15 protein-coding genes are annotated in these 15,667 nt (G+C 42.0%); 11 read left to right on the forward strand and 4 right to left on the reverse strand.

The genetic code is table 11. The features are described 5' to 3' along the window. The first annotated feature begins 65 nt into the window (after window positions 1-65). On the forward strand, window positions 66-3,314 hold the full coding sequence (locus FD725_RS01640; RefSeq protein ID WP_179046528.1) for an S-layer family protein: 3,249 nt from the start codon (window positions 66-68) through the stop codon (window positions 3,312-3,314). An 18-nt stretch (window positions 3,315-3,332) separates the two neighbouring features. Here the strand turns inward: FD725_RS01640 and FD725_RS01645 are convergent, their stop codons facing one another. Together FD725_RS01645 and FD725_RS01650 are read right to left on the reverse strand one after the other, a co-directional pair. After that, the gene (locus tag FD725_RS01645; protein WP_179046529.1) at window positions 3,333-4,160 is read right to left on the reverse strand and encodes an HIRAN domain-containing protein; all 828 of its coding nucleotides are present in this window, start codon (window positions 4,158-4,160) and stop codon (window positions 3,333-3,335) included. After that, a complete protein-coding gene (locus FD725_RS01650; RefSeq protein ID WP_179046530.1) occupies window positions 4,157-5,077 on the reverse strand; it encodes a HipA-like protein in 921 nt (306 codons plus the stop codon). Before FD725_RS01650 ends, FD725_RS01645 begins: the two co-directional genes overlap by 4 nt. Window positions 5,078-5,223: 146 nt before the next feature. Between FD725_RS01650 and FD725_RS01655 the strand changes: the two genes are divergently transcribed. The 3 genes from FD725_RS01655 (at window position 5,224) to FD725_RS01665 (ending at window position 8,622) form a co-directional block, all read left to right on the forward strand. After that, complete coding sequence (locus FD725_RS01655) at window positions 5,224-7,782, forward strand: CHAT domain-containing protein (RefSeq protein WP_179046531.1); 2,559 nt, start codon at window positions 5,224-5,226, stop codon at window positions 7,780-7,782. Window positions 7,783-7,970: 188 nt separating this feature from the next. Further along, window positions 7,971-8,207 carry a hypothetical protein gene (locus FD725_RS01660; protein ID WP_179046532.1) on the forward strand — a complete coding sequence of 79 codons (237 nt, stop codon included), beginning with the start codon at window positions 7,971-7,973 and terminating at the stop codon, window positions 8,205-8,207. Beyond that, complete coding sequence (locus FD725_RS01665) at window positions 8,197-8,622, forward strand: type II toxin-antitoxin system VapC family toxin (protein ID WP_179046533.1); 426 nt, start codon at window positions 8,197-8,199, stop codon at window positions 8,620-8,622. Before FD725_RS01660 ends, FD725_RS01665 begins: the two co-directional genes overlap by 11 nt. Window positions 8,623-8,745: 123 nt before the next feature. Here the strand turns inward: FD725_RS01665 and FD725_RS01670 are convergent, their stop codons facing one another. Beyond that, window positions 8,746-9,402 (reverse strand): glutathione S-transferase family protein, encoded by a 657-nt coding sequence (locus FD725_RS01670; protein ID WP_179046534.1) that lies wholly within the window; start codon window positions 9,400-9,402, stop codon window positions 8,746-8,748. A gap of 81 nt (window positions 9,403-9,483) precedes the next feature. On the opposite strand from FD725_RS01670, the gene FD725_RS01675 reads away from it, so the two are divergent. The 6 genes from FD725_RS01675 (at window position 9,484) to FD725_RS01700 (ending at window position 13,427) form a co-directional block, all read left to right on the forward strand. Beyond that, window positions 9,484-9,645 (forward strand): hypothetical protein, encoded by a 162-nt coding sequence (locus FD725_RS01675; RefSeq protein WP_179046535.1) that lies wholly within the window; start codon window positions 9,484-9,486, stop codon window positions 9,643-9,645. Window positions 9,646-9,887: 242 nt separating this feature from the next. Further along, window positions 9,888-10,340 (forward strand): hypothetical protein, encoded by a 453-nt coding sequence (locus FD725_RS01680; RefSeq protein WP_179046536.1) that lies wholly within the window; start codon window positions 9,888-9,890, stop codon window positions 10,338-10,340. A gap of 138 nt (window positions 10,341-10,478) precedes the next feature. Further along, a complete protein-coding gene (gene tgt, locus FD725_RS01685) occupies window positions 10,479-11,597 on the forward strand; it encodes a tRNA guanosine(34) transglycosylase Tgt (protein ID WP_179046537.1) in 1,119 nt (372 codons plus the stop codon). Between the two features lie 188 nt (window positions 11,598-11,785). After that, window positions 11,786-11,923 (forward strand): photosystem II reaction center protein K, encoded by a 138-nt coding sequence (locus FD725_RS01690; RefSeq protein ID WP_006195022.1) that lies wholly within the window; start codon window positions 11,786-11,788, stop codon window positions 11,921-11,923. 222 nt (window positions 11,924-12,145) lie between these two features. Then, entirely contained in the window at window positions 12,146-12,442 is a 297-nt protein-coding gene (locus FD725_RS01695; protein ID WP_179046538.1) for a 2Fe-2S iron-sulfur cluster-binding protein, read from the forward strand. Window positions 12,443-12,731: 289 nt separating this feature from the next. Continuing rightward, window positions 12,732-13,427 (forward strand): response regulator transcription factor, encoded by a 696-nt coding sequence (locus tag FD725_RS01700; RefSeq protein ID WP_179046539.1) that lies wholly within the window; start codon window positions 12,732-12,734, stop codon window positions 13,425-13,427. A gap of 335 nt (window positions 13,428-13,762) precedes the next feature. On the opposite strand, the gene FD725_RS01705 is transcribed toward FD725_RS01700, so the two are convergent. Next, on the reverse strand, window positions 13,763-14,044 hold the full coding sequence (locus FD725_RS01705; RefSeq protein WP_179046540.1) for an Npun_R1517 family heterocyst differentiation transcriptional regulator: 282 nt from the start codon (window positions 14,042-14,044) through the stop codon (window positions 13,763-13,765). A 1,028-nt stretch (window positions 14,045-15,072) separates the two neighbouring features. Between FD725_RS01705 and FD725_RS01710 the strand changes: the two genes are divergently transcribed. Continuing rightward, entirely contained in the window at window positions 15,073-15,429 is a 357-nt protein-coding gene (locus tag FD725_RS01710; RefSeq protein ID WP_179046541.1) for an NAD(P)H-quinone oxidoreductase subunit M, read from the forward strand. The last annotated feature ends 238 nt before the right edge of the window (window positions 15,430-15,667 follow it).

Consider the following 15,667-nt stretch of genomic DNA (forward strand, 5'->3'; position numbering starts at 1 on the left):
ATTAACACTGACTTACTTACTTTAGTATTAGTATTTTTTTAATAAAAACAATACTAGTACTAGTAATGATTTTTGTGTTACCAAAATTTGCTGAGACTGTTAAGAGATTTTTAGGTTTTGGGTTGGTTTTATCAGCCTTTGGGACTGCTTTTGTCGGTGAAAAGCCTGTAATTGCTGAAATTAAAGAAGACACTACCCTGGGTAATGAAACATCAGTGTTAATACAGGGTGTAGAGGTTAAAGGCGAAATAGGCGATCGCATTGATGGCGGTGCAGTCAGAGGTAACAATTTGTTTCATAGCTTCCAAGAGTTTAGCATTGATGATGGGCAAAGGGTTTATTTCTCCAATCCCACAGGGGTGGAAAATATTCTCACTCGCATTACAGGTCAAAACGGTTCCAATATATTGGGGACGTTGGGTGTTTTAGGCAATGCTAATTTATTTTTAATTAATCCCAATGGGATTGTATTTGGACAGAATGCTCGGTTAGATGTTGCTGGTTCTTTTATCGCCAGTACAGCAGATAGCTTGGTGTTTGACAATGGATTACTTTTCAGCAGTAAAAATCCCCAACCAGCACCCCTACTGGCTGTGAATGTACCTTTGGGTTTACAATTAGGCGATCGCCCTAAAGATATTCAGTTACAAGCAGCGTTTCTGCCAGGAGCTGATGGTCAAACTTTAGGTTTTGTTGGTGGTAATATCGGCTTAGATGGGACATATCTGCTGTCTTTTGGTGGTCGAGTTGAGCTTGGAGGTTTAGCAAACGCAGGGACAGTAGGGTTAGATTTTAGTAATAATCAATTTAAGTTGCAGTTTCCAGAAGTTGTAGAACGTGCTGATGTGTCGTTGGTGAATCAAGCCAGCATCAATGTAACGACTGAGAATAGCGGTAGTATCATCATCAACGCCAGAAATTTAGAGCTTTTGCATACTTCCCAAATAAACATATATAATAATACGTCTGCCGATGCTGATGGTAGTCTGCTAATTAATGCTGCTGATACTGTATTTTTGACTGGCATCAATAGCGCTATTGGTAGCTTAGTAATATCTGAAGATGGCGGTAGAGGAGCTAACCTGATATTAAATACTCGCTCTTTGGCTTTAGTGAATGGCGGTCAAATATATACAACCACAGTTGGACAGCAAAAAGCAGGTAATCTCATCATTAATGCTAGTGATTCAGTTGCTCTAGAAGGACTGGGTTACAGTAATAGTGATTTTACAGGGATAGCAACTCAAACCGAGGGAACAGGTGACAGTGGCGATTTCACATTAAAGACAAATAGACTCTCCCTAACTAATGGCGCTCAAATAGGTAACCTCACGGTAGGGGAGGGAAATGCAGGTAATGTGACGATTATTGCTCAAGATACCATATTTTTGAGTGAAGAAAGTTTGCTGGCTAGTTTAGTAGGAACTAATGGACGAGGTAATGGGGGAAAACTCAGCATCACGACCAAATCCTTGTTGGTGACTGATGGCGCACAGATACTGACTACGACGGCGGGTAAGGGTAATGCGGGGAATATGACAATCACTGCTAGTGATTCTTTGGTATTTGATGACAAGGGTGGGATAAACATAGACACAGGTGCATTCAGTCGGGTAGAACCAGGTGCTGTTGGTGCAGGCGGAAACATCGATATCACGACAAATTCCTTCTCTTTACTCAATAATGCCGTAGTTGATGCCTCAACATTTGGCGAAGGGCAGGGTGGTAATGTCTTAATTACGGCAAAAACAGTATTGGTAAATAATGGTTCCCAAATTGGTGCGGGGACGATAGGTCAAGGAAACGCCGGCAATATTGTAATTAATGCTAGCGATCGCGCTATTTTTGATGGTGTAATTACTTTTGTCGATTTATTCAATAACATTAGTATAAATGTATCTAGTGGCGCATTTACCACAGTAGTGGCTGGGGCAGTTGGCAATGGTGGAGACTTAATCATCAATACACCTAATCTGGCATTAACTAACGGTGCAATATTTAATAGTTCTACCTTTGGCGAAGGCGATGCTGGGGATATTTATCTTAATGCTAGTAATTCCATCGCCATTACTGGAGCGAGTCGTATTGAAAGTTTTGTCAATACTGAAGCCGTGGGTGATGGTGGGACAATTAAACTGACAACTAAAATCTTATCAGTTAGCGATCGCTCTTTCATTGATGGTAAGACAGACGGATTTGGGGATGCTGGGAATATCGAAGTCATAGCAGATATCTTAGAAGTTACCCGTGGTGGACAACTCCTCACCTCAACTAGCAGTAGCAACAAAGCCGGCAATATTAATTTAAGAGTTAGCGATCGCATCACCTTAGCAGATAATGATAGCGGTATTTTTGCCAATACGACTGCCACCTCAACGGGGAATAGTGGCAGCATTTTTATCGACCCGAAAATTTTAACCATCCGTGATGGAGCAAAAATAGCCGTTGATAACCAAGGTAGCGGTATAGGCGGGACAATTGATATCCAAGCCGACAGATTAATCTTAAATAACCAAGCGGTCATCTCTGCGGAGACAGCAAGTAACACAGGCGGTGATATCAAACTGAACGTCCCAGATACTTTGTTATTACGACGCAACAGCAGAATATCCACCACAGCCGGCACTACTCAGCAAAGTGGAGACGGAGGCAACATTCAGATTAACACCAAATTTATCGTTGCATCCTCCTTAGAAAATAATGATATTACAGCCAACGCCTTTACAGGTAACGGGGGGAGAGTAGATATTACCGCCCAGAGTATATTTGGACTGACACCACGCACCCGCACAGATTTAGAGAGATTATTAGGAACTACAGATCCCACATTATTAGATCCGCGATCGCTCTCCACTAGTGATATCACTGCCATTTCCCAAGCCAACCCCTCATTTAGCGGTGAAATCACCATCAACACACCCGGCGTAGATCCCAGTAGCGGACTTGTCGCTTTACCAGCCAATGTAGTCGATGCAGCCAACCTCATCGCCCAAACCTGTAGAAATACTGGTGCAACAGCCAGCAAACAAAGTGAATTTGTCGTCACAGGTCGGGGTGGTTTACCTCCCAAACCCAGCGATGCTTTAAGTCGTGATGCCATCTGGCAAGACTTACAAACCTATACTTTACCCAATGAAAATATCAGTCACACCCAACCACACACACAACTTTCCCAACCCCCCATCCCCATAGTCGAAGCCCAAGGTTGGGTAATTAGTGCTAATGGTAAAGTCACCCTGGTAGCCCAAGCACCTAATCCCACACCACATAAATCTGCCCTTACACCTGTTAGTTGTCCAGTTGCTCAAAATTAATTTTTTGTGTGAAATGATTTAAGGGGGAGAAATCAGGGATGCTGTAGCGACATCTTCCTTGATGAGCGGTTGATACTCTTTACCAGAAAAAGGACGAAAGTCATCCTTGGATAAAGCAGTTATCCTACACAATAGACGGAACTGGAACGGTGTGGGTGGTAAATTTACACGCTCTACACGCAGGTCTACTGAACTAGGGTCTTGACAAAGAAGCTCAAAAACTTCACTCCGTAAGTACCGTGGGCAATAACCTACGATATAGTGATCCTCAGTATGGAGAGTTAATGCCTGGGAATCGTGAGGGTTTTGAAATTCGTGAGCCAGTGCGTTGGACGAGTCTCCCGACTTGCAGCAACTGGCGTGAGCTAACCATAACTTCTCTTCTGGCCGCAAGCGATTAATCCGCTCAATTGCAGATTCAGGCAGGTGTCGCAGCCCGTGGGCGAAAAAGTGTAACTGATACTGCCCTGCTGCATCTGGCTGTGGGCAGGGGAAAACGGTGAGGCTGTCTGTTTCACGTTTCCCACTACTACGGGCTAGAATTGTCAGTGGATCATCTTCATGGTCTGAAATATTCAGCCATTGAAGGAAATTGGCGTAATCAGGGCGAGAACGGGACATCAACCGATTAGAGAAGACTGGAAATAAATGGGTTGATGTATATACTTTTTCTAAGTGAGGAAATGAAGATAAAGGTGAAAAACTGCACATCTGTTGTGCCTCTTTTACACCTTGGGTGTAGACAAACTTGTATCTTGCACCATCAAATGTTAACCGACCAATGGGAAACCAAGAGCGACTCTCCGTGTCTTGCCAAGCTAAAAATAGTGTTTTTTGTGTCTTCACTGGAGCGATTTCCTTAAATCAAGTAGCCTGTTTTGATTGACTGACAAAATCTTCTGTGCAAACTCAATGGCAACATTTGAGATACGCGATTTGTCAATGCGATTAAAAATCAAGCGCGTATTCGCTCTTGAGATGCGTTCAAGACTCGCCAGCCAGATATGGGCAGCTTGGGGATAACGGAAAGCAACTCGGTGAAATACATCAAAAGTTTTTAGGGGCTTTTTGTTTTCAACACTGTTATAAAAAGCAGAATAACATTTATTTGCATAAGCCTCGACTGAGCGTTTCTGTCTCTGTTCGTCAAAGAGGTCACGTCCCAGACAGGAGGCATGATCATAGGTGGGTGCTAAGTGTATAGTTTCTGTGGATGCCACCTTCGAGCGCACAAAACCCCAGTTTTCGTGGTGACGATCTCCGTTGCCAATCCAAGCATCTAACAGAATGTAGCCAACAAACACTTCTACTGCTTTTTGGATACCGCTCGGTGGTGTCCAAGCTATTGGTAAACCCACATCCAATGCTTCTATTACTTGCAGAACAATATCTATTGTATGTTGCGATACGCCGTAGGTGGCGAAAGTAGGGTAATTTGGCACAATTGGCGTGAGAATTTCATTGCCATGAACAAGTGTCCCTCCTCGTGGTAAAAAGTTGGGTGAAACTACACCCTGATTACCTTCCCAAGTTTCTGCTAGATGATAAGCGGCGTGGGGTAATCCTAGCAGATCAGACAATTCTGATGCTACTTTCTCTGCCCAATCTTCTCCTAAATTTTGTCGTACTTGTTTATATAGACAACGACCAAGTTGTTCATGCTGAAACCAAAATTTATACTTGCTGCCCATCGCTTCGTTACTGGAAAGCTCATAATCGGCTTTGGTAACAAAAATAATGGGAAATTCAGGCATAGAATTCATTTAGGTCATTGAGACTAGTCATTTTTCACTGGATTAAGCATAGCCCATTGGTAACAGAGAATTTGTCAAAAGTAGTATTTACAGTAGATATTGAAATTATTCAGCCCTAGTTTCTAACAATCTATCCTTTCCTAATTTGGCCTCACATGGCAAACAAACAGCCGAGATTTTTTCGTCAAATTCTAGCCTTCATACTTTGTGTCTTCATAGGTGCGAGTCTAACCCTGATCCAAGAATCAACTCAAATCCAAGCATCTCCTCCCACACCTTCTACAACAACACAATTAATTCAACAAGGCAAACAACTCTACCAAGCCGAACGCTTTGCCGAAGCTATAAATACTTGGCAATTAGCACTCAAAGCCGAACCACAAGAATTGTCTCAAGCGATGGTGCTAAATTATCTCTCCTTAGCCTATCAACAACTTGGTCAATGGCAACAAGCCACCGCAGCCATTACTTCGAGTCTGCAACTAACGCAAAACTTACAAAACCCCACCCCATCAGCAAAACTGATCTTAGCCCAAGCCCTCAACACTCAAGGCAGCTTACAATTAGCTCAAGGTAAAGCCGAACCAGCGCTCAACACATGGCAACAAGCAACAGCCATTTATACCACAGCAGGGAATACATCAGGAAGAATTGGTAGCTTAGTTAATCAAGCCCAAGCCCAACAAGCCTTGGGGCTATATCTCCAAGCTCGTAAAACCTTAACTGAAGTAGAACAAGCCCTGTTAAATCAACCAGACAAAGAATTGCAGAGTACAGGATTACGTAGTCTGGGCAATGTTCTCAGAGCAGTAGGCGCTCTTAGTGATTCTCGTAGAGTTTTACAAACCAGTTGGGAAATTGTCAACAGTATAAGTAGTGTATCCAAATCCGAAATCAGTTCCACCTTACTAGATTTGGGTAATACAACCTACGCCCAAGGTGATACAAAGAATGCCTTAAAATACTATGAACAAGCAGCAACTACCGCATCAGCCAGTAGCATTACCAAAATTCAAGCTCAAATCAATCAAATTCAGTTATTGATAGGAACTGGACAAAGTAAACAAGCCGAAAATACTTGGTTACAACTCCAACCCCAACTTACCAACCTACCTCCCAGCCGTTCCGCCATTTATGCTCAGATGAAGCTAGCTAAAAATTTGGTAAATGTGGGAAACGACAGACAAGCCGAGTCAGCTAAATTATTCGCTATAGCCATCCAGCAAGCGCAGAAATTAAATGATCAACCAGCCGAATCTTATGCTTTAGGATATCTAGGTGGATTGTATGCACAAAATCAACAATGGGCGATCGCACAACAATTAACCCAACAAGCCTTACAATTAGCCCAAGCCCTGAATGCACCAGAGATAGCCTATCAATGGCAATGGCAGTTAGGCAGAATCTTTAAAGCTCAAGGAGAAATTAAACCAGCAACAGCCGCCTATGAAGTAGCCTTCACCACCCTGAAATCTCTACGCAGTGATTTAGTCGCTATTAACAGTGATATCCAATTTTCTTTCCGGGAAACTGTAGAACCTGTCTATCGTGAATATGTAGAACTACTCTTAAATCCTGGCGCAAACTTAAAACCTAGCCAAACTCAAATCAAACAAGCCAGGCAGGTAATTGAATCATTACAGCTAGCCGAACTAGATAACTTTTTCCGTTCAGCTTGTCTGCAAGGACAAATAGTCCCCATCGAACAAATTCAACAGTCAACCGCCGCCATCATTTATCCCATCATTCTCCCAGATCAACTAGAAGTAATTTTAAGTTTACCCCAACAAGCATTAATACACTATTCTGTCAAGGTATCTCAAACTGAAGTCGAAGCAGCTACAGCACAACTCCGACAAAATTTAGAAAAGCCTTACACCACACCAGAAGGAAAAGCTCTATCTGCAAAAGTTTATGACTGGTTAATTCGCCCCATCGCAGCAGAATTATCTCAAAGTCAGAGCAAAACATTAGTCTTCGTCTTAGATGGTTCCCTGCGAAATGTGCCAATGGCAGCTCTCTATGATGGCAAACAGTATTTAGTCGAGAAATATAGTATTGCACTCACACCAGGGTTAGAGTTATTGGGGCCACGTCCTTTACGCCAAAGTAATCTCAAAACTCTAGTTGCAGGCTTAACAGAAGCACGACATGGCTTTAGTTCTTTACCAAACGTCAATGATGAATTAAAAGCCATTGAGTCAGAAGTACCCAGCCAAGTTTTATTAAATCAGACATTTACCAGTTCAGCCTTACGAAAACAGATAGATTCTTTACCCTTCTCTGTCGTACACCTAGCAACCCACGGTCAATTCAGTTCCAATGCAGAGGAGACTTTTATCTTAGCTTGGGATAAACCAGTCAAAGTCAACGAACTAAAAGATTTACTCTATAGTAGAGAACAAACTAGACCAGAACCCATAGAATTACTTGTCCTCAGTGCCTGCGAAACTGCCGAAGGAGACAAACGCGCTGCACTAGGGTTAGCGGGAGTAGCCATTCAAGCAGGCGCACGCAGCACCCTAGCCTCCCTCTGGAGCCTAGACGATGAATCAGGCGCTCGTTTCATCGGTGAATTTTACAAAGAGCTAGCAACTAAGCAAATCACCAAAGCCGAAGCACTGCGACAAGCTCAACTCTCACTGTTAAAAGATCCCGATTATCGCCATCCTATCTATTGGGCATCTTACGTCTTACTAGGAAATTGGCTCTAAGTAAACTAGAACTTACGCAGTGTAACTATGTTTTCTGGCTTTTTTGTCAATAGTCAATGGTCAATGGTCAATGGTCAAAGTCCTATAAAGGTGAGTGTCCAACAAAGGCTAACTAAATGAATAGCTCCCCACTCCCCAATCGCCATCTGTGAGCATACTATATATATTTGATGCGCTGTGCAAAGAATATGGCAGAAAAAATGATTGCGGCGGTGTTTGATGGTAGAGTCTTTTATCCCACAGAAGCGATCGCTTTACCAGTTAATACTCGTGTCAGGTTAAGTATAGAAATATTGCCACCGGATACTCAAACAACAGTATCCTTTTTAGCGACAGCGCGATCGCTCCAACTACAAGGGCCATTAGATTGGTCGGCTACCATCGATAATCATCTGTATAGTCAGGAAATGAAGCATGAAATCTGAAGTATTTCTTGACACATCTTTTGCTATTGCCTTATCCTCCCCCCGCGATCGCTTACATCAGCGAGCTGTACAATTAGCTAACTTGCTAGAAGAAGTCGGCACACGCCTAGTCACGACACAAACAGTCATGCTAGAAATTGGCAATGTTCTATCTCAACAACCAAATCGTCATCAAGCGATCGTCCTCTTAAATTCTCTAGCATCCGACCCCAAAGTAGAAATCATCCCCCTATCCCCAGAATTATACGAAAGAGCTTTCCAGCTATACTGCGACAGCCCAGAAAAAGAATGGGGTTTTATTGATTGCGTATCTTTTATTGTCATGCAATACAGTGGAATCACAGAAGCCCTAACAGCAAACGAACATTTTCAACAAGCAGGATTTCGCGCGTTGTTAAGAGAGAGTGCTGAGTGAGGGAGTGAGGGAGTGCTGAGTGAGGGAGTGAGGGAGTGCTGAGTGAGGGAGTGAGGGAGAAGAAGAAATGCTAATGACTAATGACTATTGACCAATGACTAATGACTATTGACTAATGACTATTTAACAACGCCGTTCTAAAATCGCTTTGATGTTGGGGATAGCGGCCGCAAGAGATGCGAAGTCTGGGGTTGTTTGTTGCCAACTGTCTCTTGCTTCTAGTCTTTCTGCCCATGCTAATAAACGTGGATAGTCATCCAAAGAAAAACCAAATAAAGGCAGAGAAGGAATGACTGTGCCGGCCACAACTTCTGCTAGGGTAAATTTATCACCTGCAAAGTAAGTCTGCTGTCCTAAAAGAGTTTCATAAAACTGCAAAACTTTTGTGACACTTTCTTCAGCAGACTGCAATTTTTTCGCATCAGTATCTAGTTCTACCAATGGTCTAGTCAAGATCATAGTCGCAGGTTGAAGTTCTGTGACTGTGGTCATTTCTATCATACGAACTTTAGCGATCGCATCCACCTCACCAGGCATCAGCGATGGACTAGGATACTTTGCTTCTAAATAATCCAAAATGGCTAAGGATTCCACCACACGCAAACCATCATCTACCACAACAGGTACACGCTGGAGAGGATTGATTTCTCTAAAGCTATCTTGAAACTGATCTCCATCCAGATTTAACAACAATGGTTCAAAAGCGATTTGTTTTTCTAGTAAAGCCACCCAAACTCGACGTGCATTGACAGAAATAGGATTGTAGTAAAACTTCAGCATCGCCACCCTCAGTTCATAACCACGCTTCTAAATATAAGGCTATTGGTGTGTGATTGGTCATTAGTCAATAGTCAATAGTCAATGGTCAATGGTCAATGGTCATTAGTCAGCACTCATCACTCAGCATGGGCTAAACGCCCCGCTACCGCTAACAGCACTCTCTCACTCAGCACTCTCTCATTCCCTCACTTAAATTTTGAATCTTTAGCTAAGATTGCTGGCAATACAGAAATCATTTCCTAAAGTTTGTTATGCTGGTTTCGGTCATACATTTTTTCGCGTACATCATAATGGAACGCGGACAAACTGAGCAAGGCCAAGTTCTGAGCAGGTTTTGTTTTGTAACCAAAAATCAACAATTTACGTTGAGTAATTAGACGATCGCTCTCAAAAGTTGATATTTTTTTAATGTAGAGGGTCAACGAGCTGTGCAACCAATTGTCTGGCTATGTTGGATCACCAATTAGCTCATTTTCAATTTTTCTATGAGTCATCATCTACCCGACACCAAAGTACCAGCTCCGTGTATTGTTGACACGGGCATCATTGTCAACAAACTCGATATGAAGCGGTTACTAGCTGATTTAGGTCGAGTCCGCTACATCTACACCCAAGAAGGTAAGCTACAGAGCGAGGGTGAAGGGGATGTGATGGAAGTCTTTGCTAACCCTCAAAGGTCTACTTTAGTTGCCAACAGTGCGCTGTACATCAATGTTGCCAGTTTTGATTACTTACAGTTAAAACAATCACCCCAAAAAGAAACCTACTTTGATTTGATGCAAGAAAGCACTTGTCTACGACTGATACCCCTCTCCACGCCTTTACAAGAACGTCGGGAAAGAAAATGGAATGTCAGCGCCATTGAAGCCATGATGGAAGAAGTTCTAGCGGCTAGATGGGATGCAGAAATTGATGATGATTGTTGTGATGGGTTTTAAGTTTTAAAAAATACCATATACTCAAAACGTTAGAAATTGGTAATAGATGGGCAGTAAGGGGTAATGATTAATCAATTACTGTTGATCCATTACCAATTGTTATGTTTGTCCATATAGTTAAACAGTTGCCTTTTTACCTTGAGTGCTATATTTTCTTTCCAATCCCTAGCTCAGTGTAGCCAAACTAAAGCCAGAGCCGGGTTATTTTCTACTCCTCATGGATTTGTCGAAACTCCTAAATTTATGCCAGTGGGGACACTAGCCACTGTCAAAACTGTAACCCCAGCCCAGCTAAAAGAGACTGGGGCGCAAATGATCTTATCTAATACTTATCATCTCCATCTCCAGCCAGGAGAAGGAATTGTGGCTGGGGGTGGTGGGTTGCATAAATTTATGGGCTGGAAGGGGCCGATACTCACAGATTCCGGTGGGTTTCAGGTGTTCAGCTTGAGTGAGATGCGAAAAATTACTGAAGAAGGTGTCACTTTCCGTTCACCCCACGATGGGCAGATTATTAAATTAACCCCAGAACGCTCAATTGAGATTCAAAATACTTTAGGGGCTGATGTAATCATGGCGTTTGATGAATGTCCCCCCTATCCAGCTACTCATCAAGATGTAGAAGCATCGACACAGAGAACATACCGTTGGTTGGAACGCTGCATCACAGCCCATCAACGCCCAGAACAGGCTTTATTTGGCATTGTTCAAGGGGGGGTATATTTAGATTTACGCGCTCAAGCTGCCCATGCTTTAACCCAATTAGATTTACCCGGATATGCTATTGGTGGTGTCAGTGTGGGAGAACCGCCAGAACTTATCGCTCAAATTGTGCAAACGACAGCACCATTATTACCACCTGACAAACCGCGTTACTTAATGGGTGTGGGAACTTATCGAGAAATGGTAATTGCGATCGCTTCTGGTGTAGATTTATTTGACTGTGTAATTCCGACTCGTTGGGCAAGACACGGTACAGCAATGGTCAAAGGTGAACGCTGGAACCTAAAAAATGCTAAATTTCGTGACGATTTCACGCCAATGGATGAAACTTGTCCTTGTTATGCCTGCCAAAATTTTAGTCGAGCCTACATATCTCATTTAGTGCGATCGCAAGAAATCCTAGCTTACACCTTGTTGAGCATCCATAACATCACCGAACTCGTCCGTTTTACCCAAAAAATTAGGGAAGCAATATTAAGCGATCGCTTTATGGCAGAATTTGGTCACTGGCTCAATTCAAGTGCTGAGTATTGAGTGCTGTTAGCGGTAGCGGGGCGTTTAGCCCGTGCTGAGTAATGAGTGCTGAGTGAGAGAGTCCTGAGTGATTAGTACTGACTATTGACCATTGACCATTGACTATTGACCAATGACCAATGACCAAACCATGTTAAGATACATCTCAATTATGAAAGCTGTGTTGGATTAGGTGGATTTAAACAAACATGGAAGCAGCACTATTATTAGCAAAATTGCCTGAAGCTTACCAAATCTTCGACCCCCTCGTAGATGTTCTCCCAGTTATTCCCGTTTTCTTTTTATTGCTTGCTTTTGTTTGGCAAGCTGCTGTGGGATTTAGGTAAGTTAAACCGTAACTAATAATTGGGACAGATGGTTTATCTGTCCCATTTTTTTGTAATTATTCTATATTGATAATTCTTAATTTTTTGTAATACATTACGAGCAATTCAGTAAGATAGTGTCAGGAAAAATTCTTTCTCTACTTCCTACTCCCCAGTTTCACCCGTCATTTTTGGGTTGACACAGTACTAGTCAGCTTACAGTCAACGAGGAATCAGTCAGTTATGGGCAACATCAAATTTGTCAAAGAAAACAAGGAAGTAATAGCAGCAGATGGCGCTAACCTGCGGCTGAAAGCTATGGAAAATGGCGTTGATATCTATAAGTTGTTTGGTAAGCTGACAAACTGTGGCGGCTACGGTCAGTGTGGTACTTGTATTGTCGAGATAGTTGAGGGTATAGAGAATCTTTCTACTCCTACAGATGTAGAAAATCGAATGTTAAAGAAAAAACCCGCAAATTACCGCTTGGCTTGTCAAACCTTAGTTAATGGCCCAGTAAGTGTAGTCACCAAACCCTAAGTTTTTGAGTCTGAATTTCATTTGTATTTGCGACTAAGAAAGATCGGGTAAGGTTTGAGGGTTGCATCTCGCTCCTCCCCTAAGAACCGTGCGTGACTGTTTCCAATCACACTTGATCATTGGTTATCACTCAGCACGGGCTAAACGCCCCGCTACCGCTAACAGCACTCAGCACTCAGCACTCCCTCACTCCCTCACTTCCTCACTCCAGTTTTCCTTATCCTTGTTTTGTTCAATGCTGGTCAACTTTCGCTAAATTGGAAATAGGTAAACGCAAGGAATCTTTTCAATGTCAGCACAATTGTTACTGGTAGATGATGAACCAGGATTAAGAGAAGCCGTGAGAGACTATTTACAAGAAAGCGGTTTCGGCGTTCAAGTGGCCAGTAACGCCAATGAGGGTTGGGATTTGATGCAGCAAAATACACCCGACTTGGTGATTTCTGACATTATGATGCCTCAAGTCGATGGCTATCAGTTTTTAAAGCAATTGCGAGCAGATCCTCGCTTCCAGTCCTTACCTGTGGTATTTTTAACGGCTAAGGGGATGACAAGCGATCGCATCCAAGGTTATCAAGCTGGTGTTGATGCCTATCTGCCTAAGCCATTTGATCCAGATGAGCTAGTAGCGATAGTTGAAAACCTGCTGACTCGTCGTAATACCAAGCCTCAAGCTACAAGCGAAGATGGCGAAACACCAGATATTGCTGAATTAGCGAATCAAATTGCTCAAATTAAAGCACTTTTAACACAAAGAAACGCTATTTCTTTGTCTCCGGCTCCTTTTAAAATTGATCTCACTCCCAGAGAACAGAGTGTATTAAATCTGGTAGCCGAAGGATTAATGAACAAAGAAATCGCCCGCCGTCTAGAAACCAGCGTGCGGAACGTGGAAAAATATGTTAGCCGTTTATTTAGCAAAACCGGCACCAATAGCCGCACGGAGTTAGTTCGTTTTGCCTTGGAACACGGACTAGCAAAGTAACTTACGTCTACTTCATAAATCAAACCAGATTCCTCAGATACAACTCCGGTTTGATTTTTTTGGCGTAGCCTGCGCTTGCTCACAAAAAGCTCAACACGCCTTAATTTTCAATAACTCTATTTCCTATTTTCTATTTCCTATTACCCTTGAATTAAAGTTGCTTGATTGAGCTTTTCTAAGATTAAGGTGAATAGTAGCTCGTATCAAAAGCATTATGTTATACAAGCTAACTCACAATTAAAGGTAAATAGGCAAATGAGATAACCTACAAAAAATTCACGTTTTCTGCTCAGTATTTAATTTGCCACTACTCAAATCACAACTTTAATTTATCACTATTGAGTGTTGTCAACAACATTACGTAAACGCATCAACTGACGGCGCATTTGCGGTGATGCTTTAAACTCAGACACCTCTTGTGCTTTTACAGATGCTTGGAACATTTCTAAAAAGTCGTCAGAGCCTTCTGTTAAAGCATCTAGAAGCACCTGTAACAGTTGCTCGCGATCGCCTAGTAAACTCTTCTCCTCAATCAACCGGAACTTGAGATGTATTTCACACTCATAAACACCTACTTCAATATTATTTATCTGCCGTGGTAATGCTTTCGAGTTCATGGTTTTGTTAATTCCTTTAATTGGTAGTCACAAGGGCAAAGAGATATGTAACCAGCAAAATTTCTTTATAGTTTTTTGACTTCGCTGTACCTGTATTACAAACGTTTTTTCCATCCACAGTACTGAGATTGCATTGGACTCTCCTGGGTTTTCTAGATAGACTTCACTACTAGAGTTTTTTAGTCTCCTTGTGCCAGATGTTGTTCAGGCAAGCCATAACTATTATTCAGTTTTTGAGATTATATACAATAAAGTTTCTGTAAGAAGTTGTTCTAGCTTTTTAAAGGTTTTTACATCAACTTTATCTTAGCGTCAATAACAGTTTGAGTTTTTACTGAACTTTTCGTGGTTTCACGTAAGTAATTACCCTGTTTTTTGAGATTTTATGAAAGCTAGAGAAGGTTTTATCGTTCTTCCGTAAATTTACTCAATGTACGTTTTTTTCATCATTAAATTTGTGCGAAGTAGATGAACAAATTAAGCAAGAGTAAAATCTTGGTTTTAAACAATAACATAGACTCGAAGAGCCGCTAAAGAAAATTTAATGACTTTTTTCTTTTAGTTCTTATTACCTACAGAGACAATAAGAGTAATAAAAAAATCAGACCTTAGTCTTAATACATAGACCAGTAAAAATTTCAGTTAGAGATTACCTATAAGTCAATGATTGTTGAAAACCAATCCAGGCAAGAGAGAAGAGAACTTTTCTAGACATGATCTTCTCACCACAGACTCGTGCAATTATTGCTGAAACTTCACAAATAGTTATACTGCGGCATTTCTGTTCAAAGTGAGCAAGACTCAAGGAGGATTATCATCTTTTCATGACAGGGGGGATGGAGGGATGAGGGGATGAGGGGATGGGGGGAGTGGGAGATGGGGGGAAAGAGTAATTAAGTAATTTTCTCCTTGTCCCCTTCCTTGTCCCCCTGTGATTCCATACCTAATTAACTCCGAGAGGATTTAAGCCCAGGCATAGCGTTTACAATAATTTCAGTGTAAATAACTTGAATTCCTACATCCTGACTATGGACAATGCAACCCTGCTCAAGTCTACAACCCGCCACATCCGTATTTTTGCGGCAGAAATTGACCGGGATGGCGAACTAGTTCCCAGTAATCAAGTCTTAACGTTGGATGTAGATCCAGACAACGAATTTAACTGGAATGAAGATGCCTTACAAAAGATTTATCAAAAATTTGATGAACTAGTGGAAGCATCAAGTGGTGCAGACCTCACGGACTATAACTTACGCCGGATTGGTTCAGATTTGGAGCATTATTTGCGATCGCTCCTGCAAAAAGGCGAAATCAGCTACAATCTCTCTGCTCGTGTCACTAACTACAGCTTAGGACTCCCACAAGTTGCGGTTGACGACAAATAAGTAGAGTTACGAAACAAGGGAGATGGGGAGATGGGGAGATGGGGGAAAGAACCTATATAAATACTCTCTCCCAGTCCCAATCCCCAATCCCCAATCCCCAATCCCCACCTAAGTAAATAATTTCCCAAATCAAAGCCGACTCACATAGCAACTTACGTTACTATTTGCTTTGGAATTTTGTACTAGATTTGTCTAACTATCAGCATCTTAATTCTTAATTAAAGTTCATGACTGTTCA

The sequence above is a fragment of the Nostoc sp. TCL26-01 genome, from assembly GCF_013393945.1.
In the GTDB taxonomy this organism is placed as follows: domain Bacteria; phylum Cyanobacteriota; class Cyanobacteriia; order Cyanobacteriales; family Nostocaceae; genus Trichormus.

What these genes read in the sequence shown, in the direction of transcription:
- FD725_RS01640 (WP_179046528.1), top strand. Translation starts at nt 66, where the DNA reads ATGATTTTTGTGTTACCAAAATTTGCTGAGACTGTTAAGAGATTTTTA.
- FD725_RS01650 (WP_179046530.1), bottom strand. Translation starts at nt 5,077, where the DNA reads ATGAATTCTATGCCTGAATTTCCCATTATTTTTGTTACCAAAGCCGAT.
- FD725_RS01655 (WP_179046531.1), top strand. Translation starts at nt 5,224, where the DNA reads ATGGCAAACAAACAGCCGAGATTTTTTCGTCAAATTCTAGCCTTCATA.
- FD725_RS01660 (WP_179046532.1), top strand. Translation starts at nt 7,971, where the DNA reads ATGGCAGAAAAAATGATTGCGGCGGTGTTTGATGGTAGAGTCTTTTAT.
- FD725_RS01665 (WP_179046533.1), top strand. Translation starts at nt 8,197, where the DNA reads ATGAAATCTGAAGTATTTCTTGACACATCTTTTGCTATTGCCTTATCC.
- FD725_RS01670 (WP_179046534.1), bottom strand. Translation starts at nt 9,402, where the DNA reads ATGCTGAAGTTTTACTACAATCCTATTTCTGTCAATGCACGTCGAGTT.
- FD725_RS01675 (WP_179046535.1), top strand. Translation starts at nt 9,484, where the DNA reads ATGGTCAATGGTCAATGGTCATTAGTCAGCACTCATCACTCAGCATGG.
- FD725_RS01680 (WP_179046536.1), top strand. Translation starts at nt 9,888, where the DNA reads ATGAGTCATCATCTACCCGACACCAAAGTACCAGCTCCGTGTATTGTT.
- FD725_RS01690 (WP_006195022.1), top strand. Translation starts at nt 11,786, where the DNA reads ATGGAAGCAGCACTATTATTAGCAAAATTGCCTGAAGCTTACCAAATC.
- FD725_RS01695 (WP_179046538.1), top strand. Translation starts at nt 12,146, where the DNA reads ATGGGCAACATCAAATTTGTCAAAGAAAACAAGGAAGTAATAGCAGCA.
- FD725_RS01700 (WP_179046539.1), top strand. Translation starts at nt 12,732, where the DNA reads ATGTCAGCACAATTGTTACTGGTAGATGATGAACCAGGATTAAGAGAA.
- FD725_RS01705 (WP_179046540.1), bottom strand. Translation starts at nt 14,044, where the DNA reads ATGAACTCGAAAGCATTACCACGGCAGATAAATAATATTGAAGTAGGT.
- FD725_RS01710 (WP_179046541.1), top strand. Translation starts at nt 15,073, where the DNA reads ATGGACAATGCAACCCTGCTCAAGTCTACAACCCGCCACATCCGTATT.